The 24859-nt window shown below is 60.5% G+C and carries 15 protein-coding genes; 12 read left to right on the forward strand and 3 right to left on the reverse strand.

From position 1 onward, the window contains the following. The first annotated feature begins 55 nt into the window (after positions 1 to 55). Complete coding sequence (locus HMPREF2928_RS05780; protein WP_246822811.1) at positions 56 to 796, forward strand: sirohydrochlorin chelatase; 741 nt, start codon at positions 56 to 58, stop codon at positions 794 to 796. A gap of 129 nt (positions 797 to 925) precedes the next feature. On the opposite strand, the gene nirD is transcribed toward HMPREF2928_RS05780, so the two are convergent. Then, positions 926 to 1252: a nitrite reductase small subunit NirD gene (nirD, locus tag HMPREF2928_RS05785; RefSeq protein ID WP_005505749.1), complete on the reverse strand. Its 327-nt coding sequence runs from the start codon at positions 1250 to 1252 to the stop codon at positions 926 to 928. A 545-nt stretch (positions 1253 to 1797) separates the two neighbouring features. Between nirD and nirB the strand changes: the two genes are divergently transcribed. Continuing rightward, a complete protein-coding gene (gene nirB / locus HMPREF2928_RS05790; protein ID WP_005509080.1) occupies positions 1798 to 4467 on the forward strand; it encodes a nitrite reductase large subunit NirB in 2670 nt (889 codons plus the stop codon). Position 4468: 1 nt separating this feature from the next. Beyond that, a complete protein-coding gene (gene cobA / locus HMPREF2928_RS05795) occupies positions 4469 to 5380 on the forward strand; it encodes a uroporphyrinogen-III C-methyltransferase (RefSeq protein WP_070629463.1) in 912 nt (303 codons plus the stop codon). A gap of 214 nt (positions 5381 to 5594) precedes the next feature. On the opposite strand, the gene HMPREF2928_RS05800 is transcribed toward cobA, so the two are convergent. Together HMPREF2928_RS05800 and HMPREF2928_RS05805 are read right to left on the reverse strand one after the other, a co-directional pair. Continuing rightward, a complete protein-coding gene (locus HMPREF2928_RS05800) occupies positions 5595 to 6560 on the reverse strand; it encodes a DUF6318 family protein (protein WP_070629464.1) in 966 nt (321 codons plus the stop codon). A 342-nt stretch (positions 6561 to 6902) separates the two neighbouring features. After that, the gene (locus HMPREF2928_RS05805; RefSeq protein WP_070687661.1) at positions 6903 to 7838 is read right to left on the reverse strand and encodes a DUF6318 family protein; all 936 of its coding nucleotides are present in this window, start codon (positions 7836 to 7838) and stop codon (positions 6903 to 6905) included. A 1461-nt stretch (positions 7839 to 9299) separates the two neighbouring features. Between HMPREF2928_RS05805 and ileS the strand changes: the two genes are divergently transcribed. The 9 genes from ileS to obgE all read left to right on the forward strand — a co-directional run bounded on the left by ileS (position 9300) and on the right by obgE (position 24555). Then, positions 9300 to 12641: an isoleucine--tRNA ligase gene (ileS, locus tag HMPREF2928_RS05810; protein ID WP_070615860.1), complete on the forward strand. Its 3342-nt coding sequence runs from the start codon at positions 9300 to 9302 to the stop codon at positions 12639 to 12641. Between the two features lie 132 nt (positions 12642 to 12773). Then, positions 12774 to 14441, forward strand: a complete 1668-nt coding sequence (locus tag HMPREF2928_RS05815; RefSeq protein WP_070687663.1) for a bifunctional folylpolyglutamate synthase/dihydrofolate synthase — start codon at positions 12774 to 12776, stop codon at positions 14439 to 14441. Between the two features lie 388 nt (positions 14442 to 14829). Continuing rightward, positions 14830 to 15507: a TenA family protein gene (locus HMPREF2928_RS05820; protein ID WP_005505759.1), complete on the forward strand. Its 678-nt coding sequence runs from the start codon at positions 14830 to 14832 to the stop codon at positions 15505 to 15507. Positions 15508 to 15984: 477 nt separating this feature from the next. Beyond that, entirely contained in the window at positions 15985 to 16647 is a 663-nt protein-coding gene (locus HMPREF2928_RS05825; RefSeq protein WP_070615855.1) for a vitamin K epoxide reductase family protein, read from the forward strand. 340 nt (positions 16648 to 16987) lie between these two features. Next, a complete protein-coding gene (locus tag HMPREF2928_RS05830) occupies positions 16988 to 17227 on the forward strand; it encodes a hypothetical protein (protein ID WP_005505761.1) in 240 nt (79 codons plus the stop codon). A gap of 579 nt (positions 17228 to 17806) precedes the next feature. After that, complete coding sequence (locus HMPREF2928_RS05840) at positions 17807 to 21616, forward strand: Rne/Rng family ribonuclease (protein WP_070687665.1); 3810 nt, start codon at positions 17807 to 17809, stop codon at positions 21614 to 21616. Between the two features lie 527 nt (positions 21617 to 22143). Then, positions 22144 to 22455, forward strand: coding sequence for a 50S ribosomal protein L21 (gene rplU / locus HMPREF2928_RS05845; protein ID WP_005505764.1), 312 nt, complete (start codon positions 22144 to 22146; stop codon positions 22453 to 22455). A gap of 40 nt (positions 22456 to 22495) precedes the next feature. Further along, on the forward strand, positions 22496 to 22753 hold the full coding sequence (rpmA, locus tag HMPREF2928_RS05850) for a 50S ribosomal protein L27 (protein ID WP_005505766.1): 258 nt from the start codon (positions 22496 to 22498) through the stop codon (positions 22751 to 22753). A 194-nt stretch (positions 22754 to 22947) separates the two neighbouring features. Beyond that, positions 22948 to 24555 carry a GTPase ObgE gene (obgE, locus tag HMPREF2928_RS05855; RefSeq protein ID WP_070629466.1) on the forward strand — a complete coding sequence of 536 codons (1608 nt, stop codon included), beginning with the start codon at positions 22948 to 22950 and terminating at the stop codon, positions 24553 to 24555. The last annotated feature ends 304 nt before the right edge of the window (positions 24556 to 24859 follow it).

Consider the following 24859-nt stretch of genomic DNA (forward strand, 5'->3'; position numbering starts at 1 on the left):
CGCCACTCGTGTTCATGAGTGGGGGAGCGGGGTGTTCCTTTCATACAATGGAAATATGACTATTCTGAATGTAATCGCAACTTCGCACGGCACTGACTCGGTCGCCGGTCGTGAAGCTATCACGCTGATTCGTGAGCAGATCAAGTTCCTGCTTGCCCAGCGTAATGACGGTGTGGAGTACCGTGTCCACGCCGCATATGTGGATGTGGAATCTCCCAGCGTTGATGATGCCGCAGCCTCTCTGCCCAATGATGAGCCCTGCGTGATCGTGCCGATTCTGCTGTCGACCGGCTTCCACACTCAGGTGGATTTGCGTCGTGCCGCACGCAATAGCGGTATTGAGCGTATTAGTATTGGCGAGTCTCTGGGACCGGATGCACGTCTTGCCGCTCTGACCCGCGCCCGCCTGGAAGAGGCTGGTTGGACTCCCGGCGACGGCCCTGTGGTGCAGGGTGCCGCTGGTTCTTCCCGCGCCGATGGTCGTGCCGATATGGAGCGTGCCGCTGAGCTGCTGGCTGACGAGCTGAACGCTCCGGTACATCACGGCTTTATTGCCGCTATCGATCCAAAGTTCCACGAGGTCGTTGCCGAACATCAGCCTAAGTTTGCCGCGACTTACCTGCTGGCGGATGGTTTCTTCTCCGGTAAGATGCGCCGTGATGCTGAGTCGACCGGTGTGCCGGTGAAGGTTGCCGCGCCGCTGGTGAACGCGCAGGGTGGTGCTTCTGCTGCCGTGGTGGCGGAGTGCTTTATTGACCGCATGGATGCCGCTATTGCCCAGCTGGATGCCGCCTAGATGACTTAAAATCAGGCTAGTGCGCTCGCTGTTCACTCACCTGATGAGGGGCTTCTGAAAATCCATACAAAAAACCTCGGGAGGTGATTCTCCCGAGGTTTTTTGTATGTAGCTGAAGTAGCTGAGTGCTTAGGCAGTCTTGAGGTAGACGTCGCCGTCGCGGACCTCTACGGGGTAGACCTTGATGGAGTAGGAGGGGTCGGAGACGCACTCACCGGTGGTCAGGTCGTAGACCTCCTTGTAGAGGGGGGAGGTGATGGTGGGGTTGCCGTTCTTCTCGCCGACGATGCCGCGTGCGAGGACCAGTGCCTGGCTGTGCGGGTCGAGGTGGTCGCCGGCGAAGATGCCGTGCTTGGTCTTGTAGATGGCGTACTGGTAGCCGTCGACCAGGGCGACTTCACCCCAGTTTTCTTCGAGGTCAGATTCGGCGCAGATGCGTACCCAGTTCTCAGCCATGGGGGTTTCCTTTCGAAGTGGTGGTCTGCGCCGCGCGGGGTGCAGGACACAATAGCGGTTCGTGTGTTCTTTGTTTGGAGTTTACCTTATGAAACCCACATTTGGAAATGGGGCACGCGGAGGGTGCTAAAGGTTATTTTTACCCTAAAAGATGATCTCAAATTTCATAGATTAGCCTTACCTAAATTAGGTTTAGATAAGGTAAGAATACCCTATTCCAGCCCGGTATTCCGCGGATTTTTTGGAAAATTTTCCCAAAAAATACGGATTTTCGACGCTTCGACCCCGCGCTAGAGTGTACGATAAAAGTCGTAGTTTAAAACGCCTTTTGACTGCCTGAAGAAAACAACATAATCCCACACAAAAATGTTTCGTAATTTTCAGATGCATTCTAAAGAAGCGGGCGCTCCAACTACTCGGTACGCATCAGGTACGAGCCCAACGGTACGGAAACTAGGAGTTCCAACGCCGGGCACGATCCAGCCGCACACTGAGGGTAGATAAGCGCCATGAACTACCTGCATTACAACTAGGAAGGAAAATCCATGTCGCACACTCCCCGCAACATTCTCGTTGTCGGCGCAGGCCCCGCTGCGTGGCGTTTTGTACGCGCGTACCACGAAGGCGCTGAAGCTGCCGGTCGCGCGGCGGACACCATCACCGTCCTCAACGACGAGCCCTACATCCCCTACGACCGCGTTGCTATCGAGAAGATTTTCAAGGACACCGAGAAGGACCTGACCCTCGGTGACCCCGAACTGTGGAATGCAGAGAACATCAACCTGGTCAACAACTGCCACGCAGAGAAGCTTGACCGCACCCGCCGCGTCGTCACCGACACCGAGGGCAACGAGTACCCCTACGACGTGCTGGTCTTCGCGACCGGTTCCCGCGCGGTTCGTATCCCCATTCTTAACTCGGACGCCGCACACGTCTTCCGCACCATTGACGACGTGAAGAACATGGTCTCCGAGGTCAACCGTCTGCAGTCCACCCTGGGCCGCGCACCCCGCGGTATCGTCGTCGGTGGCGGTCTGCTCGGCCTCGAAGCAGCTGAGGGTCTGAAGGACCTGGGCGCAGAGCCCACCATTCTGGATGTGGCTCCCTGGCTGCTTTCCGTTGAGGTTGACCAGGGTGGCGGTTACGCCGTGAACGCCCAGATTAAGGCAACTGGCATTGAGATTGAGACCGGCGTGTACATCTCCGGCATCAACAAGGATGCTGACGGCAACGTCGTCTCCGTCTCCATCGCAGATTCTCCCTCCGAGGATGCAGAAATCCGCACCCTGCCCGCCGACATGGTGGTCTTCGGTGCCGGTATTCGCCCCAACGACGAGCTGGCACGCGACGCCGACCTGGCACTGGGCGAGCGCGGCGGTATTCTCGTCAACGACGCATGCCACTCCTCCGACGAGCACATTTGGGCTATCGGTGAGGTCGCCTGCGTACTGGGCCGCACCTGGGGTCTGGTCGCACCGGCTAACGCTATGGCTGACGCTGTTGCAGCTAACCTGCTCAACGACAACGAAGAAGCTCAGGTTGAAGAGTTCGACATCGCAACCAAGCTGAAGTTCTCTGGCGTTCAGGTCGCTGGCTTCGGTGACCGCCGCGGCACCACCGAGGGTTGCCTCGAGGTTCTGTTCGCAGACCCCGCACGCGGCATGTACCAGAAGATCGTGACCAGCGGCGACGCAAAGACCCTGCTCGGTGGCGTGTTCGTCGGTGACACCGCTCCCTTCGACTCCCTCAAGCCCCTGCTTGGCCGCGAGCTGCCCGCTGAGCCGAACGTTTACCTGACCGCAGCTGGCGGCGGCGACGGCATCCCCGACACCGAACTGCCCGACGACGCAATCCTGTGTTCCTGCAACAACATCAGCTTCGGTGCTGTCCGCGAGGCAATCGTTGACGGCAACCACGATGTTGCGTCCCTGAAGTCCTGCACCACCGCGGGTACCCAGTGTGGTTCCTGTGTTCCGATGCTGCAGAAGACTTTGGAACAGCAGATGAAGAAGATGGGTCTGACCGTCTCCAAGGCACTGTGTGAGCACTTCGACTTCTCCCGTGCTGAGCTGGCTGAAGCTGTGCGCCTGACCAGCCTGGACGACTTCGACTCCGTGCTGGCACGCTTCGGTCGCGGTGGCGACGGCTGTGCTATCTGTAAGCCGACCGTTGCGTCGATTCTCTCCTCCTTCCGCAACTCCTACGTCCTGGACGCAGGCCGCGGTGGTATTCAGGAGACCAACGACCGTGCGCTGGCGAACATGCAGAAGAACGGTACCTACTCCGTCGTTCCGCGTATTCCCGCAGGTGAGATTCCCGCTAAGAAGCTGGGTGTCATCGCAGAGGTCGCTGAAGAGTTCGGTCTGTACGTGAAGATCACCGGTGCACAGCGTATCGGTATGTTCGGTGCTCGCCTGGAGCAGCTGCCCTACATTTGGGAGCGTCTGGTGGATGCCGGCTTCGAGTCCGGTCAGGCATACGGTAAGTCCCTGCGTAACGTGAAGTCCTGCATGGGTTCGACCTGGTGCCGCTTCGGTGTTCAGGACTCTACCGGCATGGCAGTCCAGCTCGAGAACCGTTACCGCGGCCTGCGTTCCCCGCACAAGTTCAAGTTCGGTGTTTCCGGCTGTAACCGTGAATGTGCTGAGGCGCAGGGTAAGGACGTTGGTCTGATTGCAACCACCAACGGCTGGAACCTGTACCTGGGCGGTAACGGTGGTGCGAACCCCGCTCACGGTCGCCTCTTCGTCAAGGACGCCTCCAGCGAGGACATCATCCGCTACATTGACCGCTACCTGATGTACTACATCCGTACCGCAGACAAGCTGCAGCGTACCGCTCGCTGGCTCGAGGATCTGGATGAGGAGCACGGCGACGGTCTGGCACACCTGCAGTCCGTCCTCATTGAGGACTCCCTGGGCGTGTGCGAGGATCTGGAGCGCGACATGCAGCGTCACGTTGACTCCTACGAGGACGAGTGGGCGGCAACCCTGCGCGACGAGCGCCGCCTGCGCCGCTTCCGTGCCTTCATCAACGAGCCCAACGGCAGCGACGAGGGTTCGCACCTGTACGTGCTGGAGCGCGAGCAGATTCGCCCCGCAACCCCCGAGGAAATTGCGGCGGCAGAAGCTGGCGAGTCCAACACCGTCCTGCTGACCGGTGCCAAGATTCCCGTGGGCAAGCCCAGTGACCTCAACCCGGTCCCGGCAGCGTAGTATGTGCCCGAAGATTCCTCCGTTCCCGCCCCGCGAGTTCGCCACTATTGACGAAATCCTCGCGGGCGGGGCGCCCGGGCACACCCTGGACGATAGCGTGACGGAACGCGGCATCCTTCTGCCCGGCGAGCCTGCTGAGAACCCCGGCAAGGTCTACATTGTGGGTGGCGGCCCCGGTGCCGCTGACCTGCTGACCCTGCGTGCGGCACGTGCCCTGAGTGAGGCGGACGTGGTTCTTCTGGATCACCTCGCCCCGCAGGAGTACGGTGAGTACGCGCCGAACGCCCTCATTGTTGATGTGGGCAAGGTTCCCGGTAAGCACGCTGTTCCGCAGTCCCGCATTCAGCAGCTCATGATTGATTACGCGCTTTCGGGTAAGACCGTGGTGCGTTTGAAGGGTGGCGACCCGTACGTGTACGGTCGCGGTGCTGAAGAGCTGGATGCGTGCATCGCCGCAGGCCTGGAGGCTGAGGTTATCCCCGGCATTACCAGCGCCATCGCGGTCCCTGCGCGTGCGGCGATTCCGGTGACCCTGCGTAAGGTATCCTCGATTTTCACCGTCATTTCTGGTCACTCCGGCCTGTCGGAGACCGAAGTGTCGGCGGTTGAGGCGACCCTGCGCGCCCAGGGCACCGTGGTGCTGCTGATGGGCGTTCGTACCCTGCCCGATACGGTGGCGTCTCTGCTCTCTCGTGGGATTGAGGCTGACACGCCGCTGGCAACCATTGAGAACGGTTTCTCTGAGAAGGAGCGCGTGACTGTCACGACCCTTGAGAACGCTCAGGCAGATTGCGCATCGGTTAGGGCGCCGGCTATTACCGTCATCGGTGAGGTCGTGCATTATGCTCGCGATGATCAGAACCGCTTTGTGAGCGAGGTTCACGAGCGTCTGCGTGAGCGTTCCACCTCCTAGAGGCGGTGCGCTAGATAGTATTGCACAGCCCCGCATCCTTGGTTTTCCTAGTTGCCGAGGAGCGGGGCTGTTGCTGTGCCGGGTTATATTGCTGCGCCGGAACGCCGCGGCACAAAAACATACGAAAGCGGGGCGGGTATCAGTTGATACCCGCCCCGCTTTCATCAGGGGCGCTGCGCTCAAATCCTAATCTTGGAGCTTAGAATCTCAGAGCCTAGACCTTGAAATCGCTACTGCTACCGGAGCTAGAGCCACCGGAGCTGCCGGAGCCGCCACCGCTGGACTTGCTTGCCGAAGCCGATGAGGAGGGGCCCTCAAAGACCTTGCGGAATCGGTCGCTGTACTCCGACACAAAGTACTCGCGGCTGGTCACGCGCCACTTGCCCTCGGCGTACACCACGTAAATCACGACATCCAGGGTGCTTGCCTTCTGAGGCTCACCCGTGCCCTTCTGGTAGATGGTGTACTCCTTGACAACATCCCGGCAGGGGAACGCCACAACAGCCAAATCGGAAGAGGCAAGAGCCTTCGCATCGAGATCGTCACGGATGCTCAGCTTACTCTCGTAGTCCTTAGTCCAACCACCCGCAGCGTAGAGCTTAGCAATAGCCTTCAGATTGTTGACCAGACCGCTGTCAGCGCCGTGGACCAGACCCTTGAGGTACTGCAGGTCGCCGTTGTACATCGCGGCAATGTACGCGCTCTGGTAAGCAGCCAGAGTCTTGTAGGCGCCCTCGAGACTGACGGTACGCTGAGCCACCGTATCAATGACCGGGATCGGAACGTTCTTCGCGGGGGAGGTGTCGGTCGGCTCAACATAGTGCGCAATGGCGGGCTTGTACTCGTACTTGACGTCGCCAATGTACTTCTTATAGTCCTTCAAGAACTCGTCGGACGGAATAATCTTCGCGCTACTACGGCTTGACGAGGACGAAGACGAAGCGGATGCCGAAGCCGAGACAGACTCAGAAGGCGAAGCCGACGCAGAGGGGGAGGCGGAGGCGCTCGGGGAGCCGGAGAAAGTGTCGCCGCTACCGGTGGGGCGAATATCCTTGTTGAAGGCGCATCCTGCTAGAGTCAAAGCACCGGCGGTCAGACCGCCAAAAAGAACGGTGCGGCGGGTCAATCCGTTTCGGTCGTTAGCAGAGAAGCTGGTGTGTGCACTCGGCCGGAAGGACATGGTATCTCCTGAAAGTGGTTGATCGAGGTAGCTCGCTTCACAACGCTGTGATGCGTACGAAAGGATCCGCCTCATCGTTTTTGTATGGTGCGCGGTACAGGGGGGGGGGGGTACCGGGATACAGGTGTGCCGGAGCGTGAACTGCGGCGATACGAAGTATCCACTTCTTACTATAGAAGACTGGTTTTAAAACTTCGTCAAAAAACCCTGGACATTGTCTTTAAGGCACAATAACCCAAAGTCGGTGAGGTGCAGGGGGGTGCGCCTCCTCGACTTTGGGCTAGTGCATATGGAATTGATGAGACGGGCTGCTCTCGACTAGGGTATTAGACCCCTGCGGATTTAGACCTTAGTGGAGCCGCGACCCGAGGACGAAGAACCGCTAGAACCGGCAGAACTGGAACCTCCGGAGCCAGAAGAGTCGGAAGAGCCCTTGCCGCCATTCAGACGCTCGTTCAGATAATCGTTGCCGATTCGCCACCACTTACCCTCGGTGTAGAGCATCACGTGCGGAATGGCTACCTGAGTAATCGCCGGTATCTTGCGTTCGGTGCCGTCCGGCTGATGGATGGCGGTGGCAGAATACTTGGCGTCCATCATGATTTCTACGTAGCCGTCACCGTTCTTCAGGGCGGTTCGAGGCTCCGTATTCCGCATGGAAATGCTGCACGTGAAGTCCATGTACCAGCCGTTCTGCTCATACAGTTCCTTGACTGCTTTAACCTCGTCGATGGCGCTCTTGTCTGCCGGGTAGGTCAGCTCAATCGCCTGATCTGCATAGTGGCCATCCTTGAGCGCGGTGATTTGAGCACTGTAGTAGGCACGCAACGTCTCGTAGGCGCCCTGGAAGGTCGGTTCTTCACGGTGCGGAACGGTCTTGAGGGGCTTAGGTACGTTCTTCGCAGGGGAAGAATCCGTTGCGGGCTGGTACTCGCCCATGTATTCGCCGGTCAGCTTCAGAGGGCCGGGGTACTTTTCCCAACCCTCAACGAGTGCGTCCTCAGATACGGGTACGCGTGCCGCGCTGGACGAGCTGCTCTTGGCACTTGCCGAAGCGCTCGCCGAGGAAGTAGCGGTAGCAGACGGCGAACTAGATGCAGAAGCGGAAGCGCTCGCGGACGGGGTGGGGGAGCCTACCTTAGCTTTTGCTTCTTCGCTCAGCGGGCGAATATCGGAGGCGCAACCGGCCATGAGGGAAACCGCGCCACCGAGCAGCAGGGTACGGCGGCTCATAAGGCGGGAAACGGCGGAACGGGTGCTCGAAGAGGGTGAGAGCATCGGTGAACTCCTTGATTATTCCCGAGGCGGGCTCGGGGCACCCGGCGGCGGGCGCGTGGTTGTATGGCGTGTTGGGTGAGGTCGTGAAAGGGGGTAAAACTTCAGGCAAATGCCGCGGTTTCAGTCCACATCCGGAAGTGACCTCGGGCGCGTACATGCTGCTGGTGGAGCGAACGGATACGCGGTGAACTCATCTTTGAGACTGCTATGTTCACACTCCGGTGAGAGGGTAGATGCTATCGAATCATCATTGATGTGTTGCACGATTCATTTTAGACTACTTTGAATTCAAAATGCACGAAAATACACCTTAGTAATCTCTGTGAGTCTATGGATCACTCAAGATATCAATCACCGTAAAGTATTGCGACTATGCTCTGTTGATGGGGAGCTATTTGATGGAGATGGGTGCTTCGGCGAGAGGTGGCGCGCACGTTAAATTAAGTGATTTCAATCATATATATGGCCTGAAAAATGAAAGAGCCTCGTCCCGGTATTTGCGAAAGATAGGGGAGGGGAGAGTGGTTGGCTCAACCTTCTGGTGGCAAGGAGGCCTTCAGCAGTTCAGAAGAAATGCCCGATTCAATAAGGGGAAACCTGCTCGACAATTCCCAAATATGCACTCTATTCACCCGCTATGCATTGCTGAATCATTCAGAAAAACCGGTTCCCACACGGGATATTGAGGGGGTGAAAACATGCAGGGGTGAATATCTAGTGGAATTACATCGGTGTTCACCCCATATCTTGTGGTTGCACTGACTGCAATCCCGCAGGTTCCCTTGAAAAAATCGAAACCCACTTAAAGCAACACGCAAGGAATGTAAAAACATACATCCTTAAACACGCCCGAGTGCAGGGTGAGGCAAGACCCCTTAAACCCCCTACTCGCTCTAAATATCGCCGAACGAAGAACCATTCTGTTTTACGCCCCCGGCATCGGCACATCTGAAAAGTACTGTTCAAACCCACACCCCGCGGGGTTGCATACAGACACAAAAGCCACATAAACTATTAGTGTTTGCAACGACCCGGCCATCACCGGCGAGCAATTCGGAAGAACGGACCGCACCTGCGGGCACCCGCCAATCGCTGCGGCGAGGGTGTCTTAGCGGAAGAGATGTAGTCCCAGTAGAACCGGACGGTTAAGCCCGATATAGCTGTAATAAGCGACTGATACCCGCCCAACGCGCCGCTCTTCCGGTGGCTAGGTATCGCGGACACGCGACACCCCGCTAGCCCCGGGAGGGTTCGGTGCGTTGAGCTGTTAAATCAGTAAGCAAGGTGGTACCGCGCCGCATCCCGACCCCCGGCACAGCCCGGATACGTCAGCGATGCCCAGGCGTCCTTGCACCCGTCATGTCAATCCTCACCCACTGAAACGGTGGGACGACGAGTGCTACGTACCCTGTCGCCCCAACCTCTCAGCGTTGAGAACAACAGATAAGGGCGCACAAACACATGTCCCATGTATACCCCAAGGCGAGCGCCTTCGAAGCCGCAGGAAGCGGCGTCACCGCATCGCCCAAGTTCCCCGCACTCGAAGAGGCAGTCCTCGACTACTGGAAGAAGGACAACACCTTCTCCGCATCCGTCGAGAACCGCCCCGCAGGCGAAAACGGAGAAAACGAATTCGTCTTCTACGACGGCCCTCCCTTCGCTAACGGCCTGCCCCACTACGGCCACCTGCTCACCGGCTACGCCAAGGACCTCGTCGCACGCTACCAGACCCAGCGCGGCCACAAGGTAGAACGCCGCTTCGGCTGGGACACCCACGGCCTGCCCGCAGAACTCGAGGCAATGAAGCAGCTCGGCATGACCGACAAGCGCGAAATCCTCGAAATGGGCATCGACAACTTCAACGACGCTGCCCGCGCATCCGTGCTCAAGTACACCAACGAGTGGGAAAAGTACGTCACCCGCCAGGCACGCTGGGTCGACTTCGAAAACGACTACAAGACCCTGAACGTCGAGTACATGGAGTCCGTCATCTGGGCGTTCAAGCGCCTCTACGACAAGGGCCTGACCTACCAGGGCTTCCGCGTGCTGCCCTACTGCTGGAAGGACGAGACCCCCCTCTCCAACCACGAGCTGCGCATGGACGACGACGTGTACAAGGACCGCCAGGACCAGACCGTCACCGTCGCATTCCGCCTCACCGCAGACACCGCCCTCGGTGCTGACGAGAAGGTCGCCGCAGAACTCGACGGCGTCGAAGCACTCGCATGGACCACCACCCCCTGGACCCTGCCCACCAACCAGGCGCTCGCCGTCGGACCCGAGATTGAATACTCCGTCGTACCCGGCGCAGGCAAGTTCGAGGGCCGCTCCTTCCTAATCGCCTCCGACCTGCTCGGCTCCTACGCCAAGGACCTCGGCTACGAAGGCGACCAGCCCGAAAAGGACGCAGACGCAGCCGTCACCGCACGCTACACCGGCTCCCAGCTCGAGCACGTGCGCTACACCCCGCTCTGGGACTACTTCGCAGACGCCGAAAAGTGGGGCACCGAAACCTCCTGGCAGATCCTCGTCGCCGACTACGTCACCACCGGTGACGGTACCGGCATCGTCCACCAGGCACCCGCCTACGGTGAAGACGACCAGAAGGTCTGTGAAGGCTACGGCATCCCCGTGATCCTCTCCCTCGACGAAGGCGCAAAGTTCCTGAACCTCTTCGCCGAGCCTACCGCCTCCGGCTCCACCGCCCTGGCTGAGATTGCAGGCGTGCAGGCATTCGACGCGAACCGCACCATCATCAACGCTCTCAAGGCAGACGATGTGCTGATCCGCGAGAAGTCCTACGTGCACTCCTACCCGCACTGCTGGCGCTGCCGCACCCCGCTCATCTACCGTGCAATCACCTCCTGGTACGTGAAGGTCACCGACTTCAAGGACCGCATGTACGAGCTGAACAAGCAGATTAACTGGATCCCGGAAAACGTGAAGTACGGCCAGTTCGGCAAATGGGTTGAGAACGCACGCGACTGGTCCATCTCCCGTAACCGCTTCTGGGGATCCCCGATCCCCGTGTGGGTTTCGGACGACCCGAACTACCCGCGCATGGACGTGTACGGCTCCCTCGAAGAGCTCAAGGCAGACTTCGGCCGTCTGCCCCTGAACAAGGACGGCGAACCCGACCTGCACCGCCCGTACATTGACGAGCTGACCCGCCCGAACCCGGACGACCCGACCGGCAAGTCCACCATGCGCCGCGTGGAAGACGTGCTCGACGTCTGGTTCGACTCCGGCTCCATGCCCTACGCACAGGTGCACTACCCCTTCGAGAACCAGGAATGGTTCGAGAACCACTACCCGGCAGACTTCATCGTCGAGTACATCGGTCAGACCCGCGGCTGGTTCTACGTGCTGCACGTGCTGGCGACCGCGCTCTTCGACCGCCCCGCGTTCAAGAACGTCATCAGCCACGGTATTGTGCTCGGCTCGGACGGTCAGAAGATGTCCAAGTCCCTGCGTAACTACCCGGACGTCTCCGAGGTCCTCGACCGCGACGGCTCCGACGCAATGCGCTGGTTCCTGATGTCCTCCCCGATCCTGCGCGGCGGCAACCTGATCGTGACCGAACAGGGCATCCGCGAGGGTGTTCGCCAGGTCATGCTGCCGCTGTGGAACGTCTACCACTTCTTCGCCCTGTACGCTAACGCCGCCAACAACGGCGAAGGCTACAGCGCAAAGCTCAAGTACGACTCGCAGCACGTGATGGATCGCTTCATCCTCGGCAAGACCCGCGAACTCATCGAGCAGGTCACCGCAGCGATGGACTCCTACGACATCTGGAACGCCTGCGAATCCCTGCGCCAGTACGCCGACGCACTGACCAACTGGTACGTGCGCCGCTCCCGCGAGCGCTTCTTCAACGAAGACACCGACGCATTCGACACCCTCTACACCGCACTGGTGACCGTGTCGAAGGTCGCCGCGTCCCTGCTGCCGCTCAGCAGCGAGGAAATCTACCGCGGCCTCACCGGTGAACGCTCCGTGCACCTGGCTGACTGGCCCGAGGCATCCGCTTTCGCTGACGAGTCCGACCTGCTGGCTCTCATGCAGACCGTGCGTGAGGTCTGCTCCGCCGGTTCGGCACTGCGCAAGGAAAAGAAGATCCGCGTGCGCCAGCCGCTGCAGAAGATGACCGTGGCGATCGCACCCGAGCAGTTCGCAGCCCTGGGTACCGCTTTCGGTGAGAAGGGCGCGGAGTACTTCGCGAACATCGTCGAGGACGAGCTGAACCTGCGCCAGGTGGAGCTGGTCAGCGCCGATACCGTCGACCCCGCTGACTACGGCATCTCCCAGCAGCTGAAGGTCAACGCACGTGCGGCAGGTCCGCGCCTGGGCAAGCAGGTGCAGGTTGCCATTAAGGCATCCAAGTCCGGTGACTGGACCGTGACCGAGGACGGTACCGTCCTGGTCGGCGTGGCAGCTCTGGACGGCGGCCTGGCTCTGGAAGAAGGCGAATACGAGCTGGCAACCGTGGTTGCCGCTGACGCTGAGGGTGCTGAGCACACTGCGGCTGCGGTTCTGCCCGGCGGCTTCCTGGTCCTCAACATTGAGCTGACCGACGAGCTGGTTGCCGAGGGTATCGCCCGCGACACCATCCGCGCTATTCAGCAGGCACGTAAGGACGCCGACCTGAACGTTGCGGACCGCATCAACCTGAGCATCGCGGCACCGGAGGAAACTCTGGCAGCTCTGCGCACCAACGAAGCACTGGTGACCGGCGAAACCCTCGCCGTGTCCCTGCAGCTGAGCGAAGCAGCCGAGCTGAGCATTAGCGTAGCCAAGGCATAAAACGCCTGAACCGTACGGCCGTCCCGCCCCCTTGATTGGGCGGGGCGGCCCGTCGTCTATCCCGCCGCACGGTTATCCCGCCGCACGGTGGGCCCCTGCCGGCACCGGCCGGCTATCCCAGTGAGGAGAACAATGAGCGAGAAGAATTACCCCGCAATTCCCGACCCCGAGGGCGTGGAGCGGGTCTACGGTGAACTGCTGGCGCGAGCACCCGAAAACAAGATGGCGCCGCGCCTGGACGCCGTGGCGCGCGCCGTCGAAATCCTCGGCGACGTGCACCGTGCCGCGCCGGTCATCCACATCACCGGCACGAACGGCAAGACCAGCACCGCCCGTATGATTGAGGCGCTGCTGCTCGGCCACGACCTGCGCGTGGGCCGCTTTACCAGCCCGCACCTCGAAAGCGTCACCGAACGTATCTGCATTAACGGCGCGCCCGTACCGGACGCCACCTTCGTGCGCATTTGGGATGAAATCGCCCCCTACCTGCAGATTGTGGACGCAGAGATGACCTCCCGCGGCGAGCCCGCCCTGACCTTCTTCGAGTCCGTTACCGTGCTCGCCTTCGCGATTTTCGCGGATGAGCCGGTGGACGTGGTGGTGCTCGAGGTCGGTATCGGCGGCACCTGGGACTCCACGAACGTTGCCGACGGCGTGGTTTCCGTGGTCACCCCGATTGGTCTGGACCACACCGACATGCTGGGCGAAACCCTCGCTGAGATCGCGACCGAAAAGTCCGGCATCATCAAGCCCGGCGGCTTCCTGATTTCTGCGGCACAGGACCCGGAAGCGGCGAACGTGTTGCTCGCTTCCGCCCGCGAGAAGGAAGCATCCTTCGCCTTTGAGGGCGTGGAGTTCGGCGTTGTCTCCCGTGAGCTTGCGGTCGGCGGTCAGCTGCTGACCCTGCGCGGCCTGGCGGGCGAGTACCCGGATGTGCCGCTGTCCCTGCACGGTGCGCATCAGGCGCAGAACGCCGTGGTGGCTCTCGCCGCCGTGGAGGCGTTCTTCGGCGGTCAGCGTCAGCTGCCCGAGGACGTGGTGCGTACCGCGTTTGAGACGGTGCGCTCGCCGGGCCGTCTGGAGGTTGTGCGCACCGAGCCGCTGACCATCCTGGATGCGGGCCACAACCCGCACGGCGTGCGTGCGTCCGCGGCTGCGCTGACTGAGGCGTTCAAGCTGTCCCACCTGCATTCCGTGGTCGGTATTTTGGGTGAGAAGGATGCTCTGGGCATGTTTGAGACCATGCGCGAAGAGTACGTGGACGCTTCGGACGGTACCTTCCGCCTGTACTTGGCGGCGTCGGATTCGCCGCGTGCGATTGCGCCGGAGCGTCTGCACGAGTTGGCGCTGGATGCGGGTCTGGACGAAGACTCGATTGAGGTGTTTGAGCACCTGGACGAGGCGATTGCCACCGCCATGGAGAACGCCCTCTTTGAGCAGGAGTCGGCGGGTGTGCTGATTACCGGTTCGATTACGGTCATTGGTGAGGCGCGTACCCTGCTGGCGGCGCATGAGGAGGCGAAGACCCCCGGCGCTGAGGCTGAGGAACTGCCGGATGAGCTGGGCGCCGAGGGTGCTTATGCGGGTTCTGCGGGTGCGGCGTCGGCTTCGACTCTGGCTGCCGCGGCGGCTGCGGCTGCCTCGGCTGAGCCGGATGAACTGCTGGACGGCATCATGGCTGAGCTGGGTGGCGAGGCGGCGGGTTCTTCGTTGGAGGATTCGCTGGGTCTGCCGCTGGGCGATTCGTACACCGATGATTTCTTCGGTGACGATGATTCCGAGGACGATGCGGATCACTAAGGTGACCTGTTGAGGTTGCAGACATGAGGCGGGGTGCCGCCCCCTAGTTGGTTTTACCGGCTGGGGGAGTGGCACCCCGTTTTTTCGTGCCCCCGCTTTTTATGCCTTTGCCCTCATAGTCCCACTCGAACGCATGATTTCTCACGTGTTCCCATAGGCTCTCACCTAACCCCAATCGCGCGAGTTTGACCGGCATCATCCGCCCTCACCCACCCAAAAATCGAAAAGAACGAAAATTTGCGGGCACCGGGGCGCAAAACCGGGCACGCCTTGGCGTCACGGTGCTATATTCGCTGAGGCGCCGGCCCCAACGCCTGAGGCCGCACCAACACACCCGCACACATACGCATACCAGCGACGGTATGCCACATAGTGAAAGGCACCCATCATGCCCGCACCCTTCACCGATTTGATTGGCACCGATTCGTTCACGGAGACGCTGCGCCAGGAGAACCTCGACACCTGGCTTTCCGCCACGAATCACCGCTTTGTTGCTGAGCTTTTTGACGGCTCGATCGCCCCGCAGGTCATGGCGGGGTACCTGGTGCAGGACTACCGTTTCCTCGATACCTTCCTCGCCCTGATTGGTGGCGCGATTGCTAACGCTGATACTCTCGCGGGTCGCCTGCGCTTGGCGCAGTTTGCCGGCGAGATTGCGGGCGATGAGAACACCTACTTCCTGCGTTGTTTTGAAACTCTCGGCGTGACTGAGCATCAGCGTGATTCCATGCCCGATACGGAGGCGACCACCGGCTTCAAGCGTCTCTTCCTCGACGCGGCGGCTAGCGGCAGCTACGCGGCGATCCTGTCGGTGCTGGTGGTTTGCGAGGGCCTGTACCTGGATTGGGCGTCGAAGGCTCCCGCCAAGCGTCCTGAATCTTTTGTGCACCACGAGTGGATTAGCCTTCACGACTACCCGGAGTTTCGTGAGCTGGTTGATTTCCTGCGCCGCGAACTGGACCGTGTGGGCCCGTCGGATGCGCAGCGTGCCCGCGAGTTCTTTAGCCGCGCGGTGGAGCTGGAGCAGCTGTTCTTTGATGAGTCGTACACCCACCCGCTGCCCTAGGTAATACCGCCCTAAGTGATGCCCCGGATAAAGCCCTAGAAAATATCCCGTTGAAACCCTCGGAAGGTTCCGCCCGCCGCTGAATTGCGGGCGCCTCCCGGGGGTTTCGCGTGCTCAAGACGCCCCGAAAGTGCCCGGAATGAGCCCCTGAAAATGCCCCGAAAGTGCACAGAAAACGCGCCCACCTGTGTAAAATAGCACGTCATAAAACGGAACATATAGGCTGATGGCGTGCCATTTGGCGGTGTGAGAGGCTAGGATAAATGGGGTACCGCTTCCGGGGTGCTGGCTATGCCGCGCCGATACGTACCCGCTACTGCACGAGGTGAGGCGCATCCTTGAGGGACCTAACCGGCACCTCCTCAGCTGTCCCCGGCGTCTGCCGCGTTGACGGTTGCATGCACCCCTCAACACTACAGAGCTTAAGACGGTGCTGCTGGGACAGTACCACCGTAAAACACTATCTAAAGGAGTCGTATGAGTACCGCCGCATCGAGTACTACCGAGCCTACCCACGCTGAAAAAGAAGCGCAGCACGGGCACGCGGGAACCCCGGGCGGCTACTCAGACCGACAGCTCGGATTCTGGCTGGTTGGCGCCGGCCTGATCGCACTCATTTCTTCAGCGATTCTGGTGTATGAGCGCCTGCAGATTTACATTGATGCCGGCCACTCCACGGTCTGCGATATCAACGCCCTGCTCAGCTGCGGCACGGTGATGCGCACCCCGCAGGCGGAAGCTTTCGGCTTCCCGAACCCGTTCATTGGTCTGGTGGGCTTCTCGATTGTGGTGACTATCGGTGCCGCGATCATGGCGGGTGCACGCTTCAAGAAGTGGTTCTGGGTGTGCATGGACATTGGTTTGGCGGCGGCGACCGCATTCATTATGTGGCTGTGGTACCAAACGACGTTCCAGATTAACGCCCTGTGCCTGTTCTGCATGATCGTGTGGGTTATGACCATCACGCTTTTTGTGAAGACTACGGTCCGCAATATTTCGGCGGGTGTTATTCCGGCATCGCAGTCGATGCGTGAGAGTGCTCGCGGCTGGTCGTGGTTTGCGATTAGCCTGTGGCTGATCCTGATTTTCGGCATTATTGTGATCCGCTTCTTTGAGGTCATTGTGAATATGATGCGCTAAGCAGTTGAGGGCTGATGCCCCGAACGTGCAACGCCCCGGTACCTGTTGATGCCGGGGCGTTGCTGTGTCTGCGGGCGGGTGAGGCTGCGCAGAATATGCCGGGCTGATGTGTCGGGCAGAATACGCCAGGCTGGTTGCGCAGGGCTGGGGCGCCGGGTAGCGGGGGAGGCGCCGGTGACTTTGCCGGCGGCGGTCAGCGGGGAGGCGGCGCGGGTGCGTATAATGGTCAGGTATATTCTTGAGCGGCGTCAGCTGGAGCCGTCCGCGGGTTTTGCCTGCGGCGTTGACTGCCTGCCGTTCTGCTGGACACTAGATTCTTGATACCCCTTCGAGGAGAACCGTGAAGACTGCCGGAATTGCCGCAATGGGCGCTGCTGCTGTTATTTTTCTGACTGCTCTGCTGTTGCTGACCGCCGGTCACTTCTCGCTACTGTGGGTGATTCTGCTGGTTGTTTCTCCGTTTGTTTTCATTCTGGGCGTTCCGTTCGCGACCGGTTCCGGTCCGGAGTACCTGCCGACCGACCCGAAGCTTGCTCAGCAGGCTCGTGAGGCGCGCGATGCGGAGCTGGGTCTGGACTAGCCCCTCCTCTGAAAGTTTTTTGAAGCCGGGTGGTGCGTAGTGGCACGCCCGGCTTTGCTGTACCCGCAATGCGTCCGCCGCAGAGTGCCCGCGGCAATGTGCCCGTGCATCCTGCCGGGAGGTGAAGCCCAGATAGGATGGGCGGGGTGGCTTAGAGGTACCCTCTACCGGGTATAATGGAACACGGTGTCTTGTGCGCCCCGCACGCGCATAAAGATCCCCACCAACGCATCGAGGGAGAGTACCCGAAGAGCGCCGGCTATAAGCCGCGGAGCATAACTGTCGCACCGCGCGGGCCGCCCGCCTCGGCGAAGAAACCCGAAGACCGGCAGGGCACCCAGGAAGGGTGTGAGCGTGCCGTGCTCGAGAGCGAGGTGGCTGTGACCGTCGCGGCGCGCTCTGCGTTCCGCCCGCTCGCCCCCTACGGCAGAAGCACTGAACGAGATAGTGCCCGGTAGCGCCGATGAACGCGCGCCGTAGGGTGAGGCTTGAGCCGCGGTGACAGCAACTAGGCTTTGCGCTGTATGCGCGCTGTTAAAATCCTTGCGGTGCGGAGCAGGGTGTAACGAAAGAAGATTAATGTCTGACGAGAAGAACGTCGAACTTGGGGTTTTTGAGGCGCTGAACGCCCTCGCGGAGGAGAAGAACGCCTCTGCAGAGACCCGTGAAACTCTGCGTAAGAATGTTCGTGAGAGCTCTGACGCCCAGCAGGGTACTGAGCGCCGCCGTCCGGGTCGCCCGAAGAAGGAGAAGGCTCCTGAGGTTCCCCTGGATGAGGCGATTGCTGCTGGCCTGACCAACCTGCGTAACGCTAAGGCTAAGCACGCGCCGGCACCGAAGGTTGCCGCTCCCGCTGCGTCTGAGACCGAGGTTGCTTCTACTCTGGATAGCCTGTTTGAGGCTGCTGAGAAGAAGGCGGCTGAGCCTGCTGTTGAGGAGAAGACCGCTAAGGTCGAGACCGTCGAGAAGACCGCAAAGGTGGAGGAAATTGTTGCCCCCGCCGCCGAGTCTGCTGAGCCGGTTGCTGAGAAGAAGGCGGCTGAGCCCGCTGCCGAGTCTGCCGTTGAGGTGAAGGAAGAGACCGCCAAGGTTGAGGTCGTAACCCCCGCAAAGGCTGAGGAAGCTGAGAAGACCGAGGCTGCCGCTGAAGAGCAGCCCGCCGAGGCTGCTACGGTTGCTGAAGAATCCGCAACCGAAGAAGCTGCACCCGAGGCACCCGCAGCAGAAGAGTCTGCTGAGGAGTCCGCAGCTGAGGAGCCTGAAGTAGCTCCCGAGCCGGTAAAGACCATTAGCGACCTGCAGCGCGAAAAGCTGCAGGAACTGCGCTCGCGTACCCCCATGGGTGCGATGCCGCTGTTCATGGCACCCGAGCCGGAGGAGCTGAGCGAGCTCGCTGTTGCCGCCAAGCTGGAGCGTGAAGCACGCCGCGCCGCTGCCGAGGAGCAGAAGCGTAAGGAGCGCATGGAGCGCCGCCGTGAGGAGGCTGCCGCTGAGGCTGAGGTGACGAGCCACCGTCGCCGTCGCCGTCGCCGCGGTACCGAAGATATTGAGATTGAGGGCGGCGTCGATGATGAGGTTGAGACCGTCACCAAGGTGCGTGCGCCGCGCCTGGCTGACTCTCACGCATCCAACACTGTGACCGGTGTGCGCGGTTCTACCCGCCTGGAGGCGAAGCGTGTGCGCCGCCGCGAGTCCCGCTCCCTGGGCCGCCGCCGCCACATCGTGACTGAGGCTGAGTTCCTGGCTCGCCGCGAGTCTGTGGACCGTCAGATGCTGGTTCGTCAGAAGGACGGCCGCATCCAGATTGGTGTGCTTGAGGACGGCGTGCTGGCCGAACACTTCGTGTCCAAGACCCAGCAGGATTCCCTGATTGGCAACGTGTACCTGGGTAAGGTTCAGAACGTTCTGCCGTCCATGGAAGCTGCGTTCGTTGACATTGGACGCGGCCGCAACGCTGTGCTGTACGCGGGCGAGGTCAACTGGGATGTCACCGGTCTGGACGGCGCACCCCGCAAGATTGAGAACGCCCTGAAGCCCGGCGATTCGGTTCTGGTGCAGGTCACCAAGGACCCGATTGGTCACAAGGGTGCCCGCCTGACCAGCCAGGTTTCTCTGCCCGGCCGCTTCCTGGTGTACGTGCCGGGTGGTTCGATGACCGGTATTTCCCGCAAGCTGCCCGACACCGAGCGTGCGCGTCTGAAGAAGATTCTGAAGGACAAGCTGCCCGAGGGTGCTGGCGTGATTGTTCGTACCGCGGCGGAGGGTGCTTCTGAGGAGGAGCTGACCCACGACATTAACCGTCTGCGTGCGCAGTGGGAAGAGATTCAGGAGAAGGCTAACTCCCGCAAGGTATTGGCCCCCGAAATGCTCTACCAGGAGCCCGACCTGATGATTAAGACCGTGCGTGACGTCTTCAACGAGGACTTCACCGCGATGATCGTTCAGGGCGAGAACGCGTGGGATTCCATCGAGGCGTACGTGACGTACGTGGCGCCGGACCTGGTTTCCCGCCTGCAGCAGTGGGACGGCGATGACGACCTCTTCGACCACTACCGCATTAACGAGCAGCTGGCGAAGGCACTGGACCGTAAGGTGTACCTGCCTTCGGGTGGTTCGCTGGTGATTGACCGTACCGAAGCCATGACCGTGGTGGACGTGAACACCGGTAAGTTCACCGGTAGCGGCGGCAACCTGGAGGAGACTGTCACCAAGAACAACCTGGAAGCTGCTGAGGAGATTGTCCGTCAGCTGCGTCTGCGCGATATCGGCGGCATTATCGTCATTGACTTCATTGACATGGTGCTTGAGTCGAACCGTGACCTGGTTCTGCGTCGCCTGATTGAGTGCCTGGGCCGTGACCGTACCAAGCATCAGGTGGCTGAGGTGACTTCGCTGGGTCTGGTTCAGATGACCCGTAAGCGCCTGGGTACCGGTCTGCTTGAGGTCTTCTCGGAGCCCTGTGAGCATTGTGCCGGTCGTGGCCTGGTGGTTCACGATCAGCCGCTGAGCGGTCGTAGCGGTGGCGCGTCGGATTACATCCACCGCCATGAGCGTAATGACCGTAAGCGTAGCCGTGCCGCTGCCCGCGAGGATTCTCGTGACCAGCAGAAGCAGGATGCTCTGGAGTCGAAGAAGGCTGAGCGCCGTAACGCTATGGCTGCTGTGGCTGCCGCATCCGCTCAGAGCGAGGACGTTTCGGAGGAGACTGCTTCGACCCGCAAGAAGCGTAAGCGCCGTAAGCGTTCGCGCCGCGCGGAGACCGCTGAGCTTTCGCTTGAGCAGGAGATTCAGGGTATTGCCGAGGCCGCCAGCGAGCAGGCTCACGCGGAGGTTGCTCAGCGTGAGGACAAGGTCGCTGAGGTCACCGAGGGCAACTGGATTGGCGAGCAGGGCGGTTTCTCCCTGGAGCAGCTGGCGAGCGCGTTTGACCGCGTGGAAGAGTCCGCTGAGGATTCCTCGAAGGACTCTGAACAGGAGCGTTCGGAGGATCGTTCGGAGGAACGTCGTTCGTCCAAGCGTGGCGAGAAGAAGTCTTCTCGTAACCGTAAGCGCCGTGAGCTGACCGATGCGGATATTGCCGCTGTTGAGGATTCCGGCGCGGGTGCGCTGGAGGACGAGCACCACGTTGACCCGGAGCTCGACCCGCGCTTTAGCCGCTCCTCGGATCGTTTTGAGGCGATTCGCGCCGGTGAGGCGAAGGCTCGTGCTTCTCAGAAGGCTGGCCGTCTTGCCCGCACTGAGGGTGAGTCGTTCCGTTCGGGCCGTGAGGATCGTTCGGAGGAGCGTCGTTCGTCCAAGCGTCAGAACCGCGAGCAGCAGAACGCTGAGGCAACCTCCGCTGAGGTAAACTCGGGTGTGCAGAAGGCTCAGGAGTCCAAGCGTGTTGAGCGTGAGGACCTGCGCATTGAGGATGTTCGTGAGACTCCGCGTGCGTCCCGCCGCCGTGCTCGTCGCGCCGCTGATGAGAAGCGCGCCGAGAAGGCTGCTGCGCAGGCTGCTGAGCAGGCATCCGCAAAGGCTGATAAGGTTGAGAAGTCTGAGCCTCGCACGGTCGTGACCGGCGTGATTGGTGCTCCGGCTGTGACCGGTGTGGTGGGCGCAGCTCCCGCAGCGGTTGAGGCTGAGGCTCCGGTTGAAGAGACTCAGAAGCCTGCGGCTCAGGTGCCCGGTTCGACCCCGCGTAAGCGTCGCACTCGCCGTGCGGCTTCGAGCGCTGGTGCCGGTGCTCAGGTCGTGACCGTGGACGCATCCGAGCGTGCTGAGGGTTCCGTGGTTGCTTCCGCTTCTGTTGCGGATGTTGCTCCGGTGGCTGATGACGCTTCGGCTCCTGTCTTGTTCGGCATTGGCGTTGCCGCTGCCGACATTAAGCGTGAAGGTAAGGACGACTAGTCTTTAGCTTCCGATCATCGGAATTCCGATGGTGTGTGTATATGAGATAGCCTCGGTAGGGCGAGCCGGAACTTCCCTACCGAGGCTATTTTTTTCTGTGCGTGTGCTGCGTCATTTTAAAGGCGCTACTAAGAGTGCGGTGCAGTATTAGAGGAGCATCACGTGCCGACTTCGTGCGTTCCGCAAATTTATCTATTGCGCGGCGCGTAGATCATGCCGTATCCTTAAGGACTGGTGTTTATCTCAGTGAAGCCCTATCGACGCAGGGCCAGCGGGAGACACCGCTCCCACCCGCATCGTCTTCGGCGCGGTCGAGTATTCGGCTGAGTTAGGAACGTGCGGGAGAGAGACACCACCGGTGAGCCTCGCGTGTTGGCTTCGGCGGGCAATCCCGTCGGAACGCACGGGCCGTTCCTCCTTGTTCGCGGTTATTCGACTGGAGGGGGAGGGCGCACAGCAATGAAAGCGCAGGCTGCTCATTCGTGTGAGATTCAAGAAGCAAGTTGTCGAGAAAAGTGAGTCCCATAGTGGCATACGCGATTGTACGCGCTGGCGGCCGCCAGGAGAAGGTTTCCGTAGGCGACCTCGTTACCCTTGACCGTGTTGCAGGCGAGCCCGGCAGCACCATCGAGCTGCCCGTGCTGCTGCTCGTCGACGGTGACAAGGTCACCGCTGACGCAAAGTCCCTGGCTTCCGCCAAGGTTGTTGCTGAGAAGGTTGAGGACCTGCGCGGTCCGAAGATCGTTATTCAGAAGTACAAGAACAAGACCGGTTACAAGAAGCGTCAGGGCTTCCGCGCCGAGCTGACCACCGTCAAGATTACCGCTATCAACGCGTAATCGAAACGACCGGAATTCAACCCTAAGGTAGGAATACAGAATGGCACACAAGAAGGGCGCAAGCTCCACCCGTAACGGCCGTGACTCGAACCCCCAGTACCTCGGTGTTAAGCGCTACGGCGGCCAGTCCGTCAACGCAGGCGAGATTCTCGTTCGCCAGCGCGGCACCCACTTCCACCCCGGCCTGAACGTTGGCCGCGGTGGCGACGACACCCTGTTCGCTCTGGCAGCAGGCACCGTCGAATTCGGTACCCGCAAGGGCCGCAAGGTCGTTAACATCCTGGCAGCAGCTGAGTAATACTCACCGCTAGGGCAGAGGGGGTAGGCGTTAGTCTACCCCCTCTCGCTATGACCTCGAATGCCGTGGACGCCCGTGCTGGGCTCCACGATGAGGCGCACCCCAACCCGGTCGCGCCTGCCGCCGCATCCGCAGCATGATTGGTGTGTGCCGTGCGGTGGCGAAGTGAAGATTTTCCAAGATAAGGAGAACCCGTGGCAGAATTCGTGGACCGCGTGGTCTTGCATGTATCTGGCGGTCGCGGAGGTAACGGCTGCGTCTCCGTGCGACGTGAAAAGTTTAAGCCCCTGGGCGGCCCTAACGGCGGTAACGGTGGTAATGGTGGCGCGGTGATTCTGCGCGTGGATAACCAGACCACGACCCTGCTGGAGTACCACCACAGCCCGCACCAGCACGCCCCGAATGGCGATATTGGTCGTGGCGATATGCACCACGGCTTTAACGGTGAGGACCTGATTCTGACCGTGCCGCAGGGTACTGTGGTGAAGGACCGCGAGGGTAATGTTTTGGCTGACCTGCTGCGTGTGGGCGACGAGTATGTTGCGGCCCGTGGCGGTATGGGCGGTCTGGGTAACGCTGCGTTGGCTTCGGCTAAGCGTAAGGCTCCCGGTTTTGCTCTGCTGGGCACCCCCGGTGAAGAGGCTGATATTGTTCTGGAGCTCAAGTCCATTGCGGATGTGGCTCTGGTGGGTTACCCCTCGGCGGGTAAGTCTTCGTTGATTGCTGCGATTTCTGCGGCGCGTCCGAAGATTGCTGACTACCCGTTCACCACTTTGATCCCGAACCTGGGTGTGGTGCAGGCGGGCGATGTTCGCTACACCGTCGCGGATGTTCCTGGTCTGATTGAGGGCGCTTCGGAGGGCCGCGGTCTGGGCCACCGCTTCCTGCGCCATGTGGAGCGTTCTTCGGCTCTGGTGCACGTGATTGACTGCGCTACTTTGGAGCCGGGTCGCGACCCGATTAGTGACTTTGAGGTGATCCGCGGCGAGCTGCAGAACTATGAGGTTGACCCGACTGCGGGTGTGACCGTGCCGCTGCATGAGCGTCCGCAGATTGTGGTGCTCAATAAGATTGACGTTCCTGAGGCTCGTGAGCTGGCTGAGTTTGTTCGCCCCGAGTTTGAGGAGATGGGCTTCAAGGTCTTCGAGATTTCGACTGCTTCCCATGAGGGTCTGAAGTCCCTGATCTTTGCGATGGCAAAGCTCGTGGAAGAGGACCGTGTGGCTCGTGCCGTTGCCGAGAAGGAAGCGGAGCGCGTGGTTGTTGAGGCTCCTGTGGTTCGCCCGAAGGGCTTCCGCGGTAAGAAGAAGCAAGAGTTCGTTATTCGCCGCGAGGAGCGTAACCTTGAGCCGCTGTTCCGCGTGATTGGTGAGAAGCCTGAGCGTTGGATCCAGCAGACTGACTTCAATAATGATGAGGCTGTCGGCTACCTGGCGGACCGCCTGGCGCGCCTGGGTGTTGAGGATGAGCTGTTCAAGGCTGGTGCTCGTGCCGGTGACGCCGTGGTGATTGGTGAGAACGACAACTCGGTGATCTTCGATTGGGAGCCGACCATGGTCGGTGGCGCTGAGTTGCTGTCCTCCCCGCGTGGTACGGACGCTCGTCTGGAAGAGATCATTCGCCCGACTCGTGCGCAGAAGCGTGTGGAGTACAAGGAGCGTATGGACGCGAAGGCGGAGGCTCGTGCCGAGCTGGAGTCCGAGCGTGTTGCAGGCGTGTGGACCGAGTCGGTTGAGTACCGCAAGAAGTTGAAGGAAGGCAAGGTCGACGAGAATATCGACATGCCGAACATTGACGACTAGTAGCTGAAGCGTAGCTGTTGCCTAGACAGCTGTTTCCTAGACAGTGAATGGTGCCGCGTACCGGGGTTTGGCTCCGGTGCGCGGCGCTTTCTTGTGTGCGGTGCTTTCTTGTAGGTTCTGTGGTTGCCGCTCGCGCCGGATGTGCGTGTTGGAACACGCGGGTGAGCCTGTGGTCGGGCGTGCTGGCTGGGTATTCCACTGGCGGCTTAGCTCACCCCCGTCATTTCGATGTTTTTGACCGTAAGAAGGTAGCATAGAGGGGAATGTACGCGGGCACCTTTTTCGGTGTTGCGTACCTTCTGTG

It is taken from the genome of Rothia sp. HMSC072B04 (assembly GCF_001813725.1).
Taxonomy (GTDB): domain Bacteria; phylum Actinomycetota; class Actinomycetes; order Actinomycetales; family Micrococcaceae; genus Rothia; species Rothia mucilaginosa.

Coding starts and splice junctions, on each gene's coding strand:
- HMPREF2928_RS05780 (WP_246822811.1), top strand. CDS start 56: ATGACTATTCTGAATGTAATCGCAACTTCGCACGGCACTGACTCGGTC.
- nirD (WP_005505749.1), bottom strand. CDS start 1,252: ATGGCTGAGAACTGGGTACGCATCTGCGCCGAATCTGACCTCGAAGAA.
- nirB (WP_005509080.1), top strand. CDS start 1,798: ATGTCGCACACTCCCCGCAACATTCTCGTTGTCGGCGCAGGCCCCGCT.
- cobA (WP_070629463.1), top strand. CDS start 4,469: ATGTGCCCGAAGATTCCTCCGTTCCCGCCCCGCGAGTTCGCCACTATT.
- HMPREF2928_RS05800 (WP_070629464.1), bottom strand. CDS start 6,560: ATGTCCTTCCGGCCGAGTGCACACACCAGCTTCTCTGCTAACGACCGA.
- HMPREF2928_RS05805 (WP_070687661.1), bottom strand. CDS start 7,838: ATGCTCTCACCCTCTTCGAGCACCCGTTCCGCCGTTTCCCGCCTTATG.
- ileS (WP_070615860.1), top strand. CDS start 9,300: ATGTCCCATGTATACCCCAAGGCGAGCGCCTTCGAAGCCGCAGGAAGC.
- HMPREF2928_RS05815 (WP_070687663.1), top strand. CDS start 12,774: ATGAGCGAGAAGAATTACCCCGCAATTCCCGACCCCGAGGGCGTGGAG.
- HMPREF2928_RS05820 (WP_005505759.1), top strand. CDS start 14,830: ATGCCCGCACCCTTCACCGATTTGATTGGCACCGATTCGTTCACGGAG.
- HMPREF2928_RS05825 (WP_070615855.1), top strand. CDS start 15,985: ATGAGTACCGCCGCATCGAGTACTACCGAGCCTACCCACGCTGAAAAA.
- HMPREF2928_RS05840 (WP_070687665.1), top strand. CDS start 17,807: ATGTCTGACGAGAAGAACGTCGAACTTGGGGTTTTTGAGGCGCTGAAC.
- rpmA (WP_005505766.1), top strand. CDS start 22,496: ATGGCACACAAGAAGGGCGCAAGCTCCACCCGTAACGGCCGTGACTCG.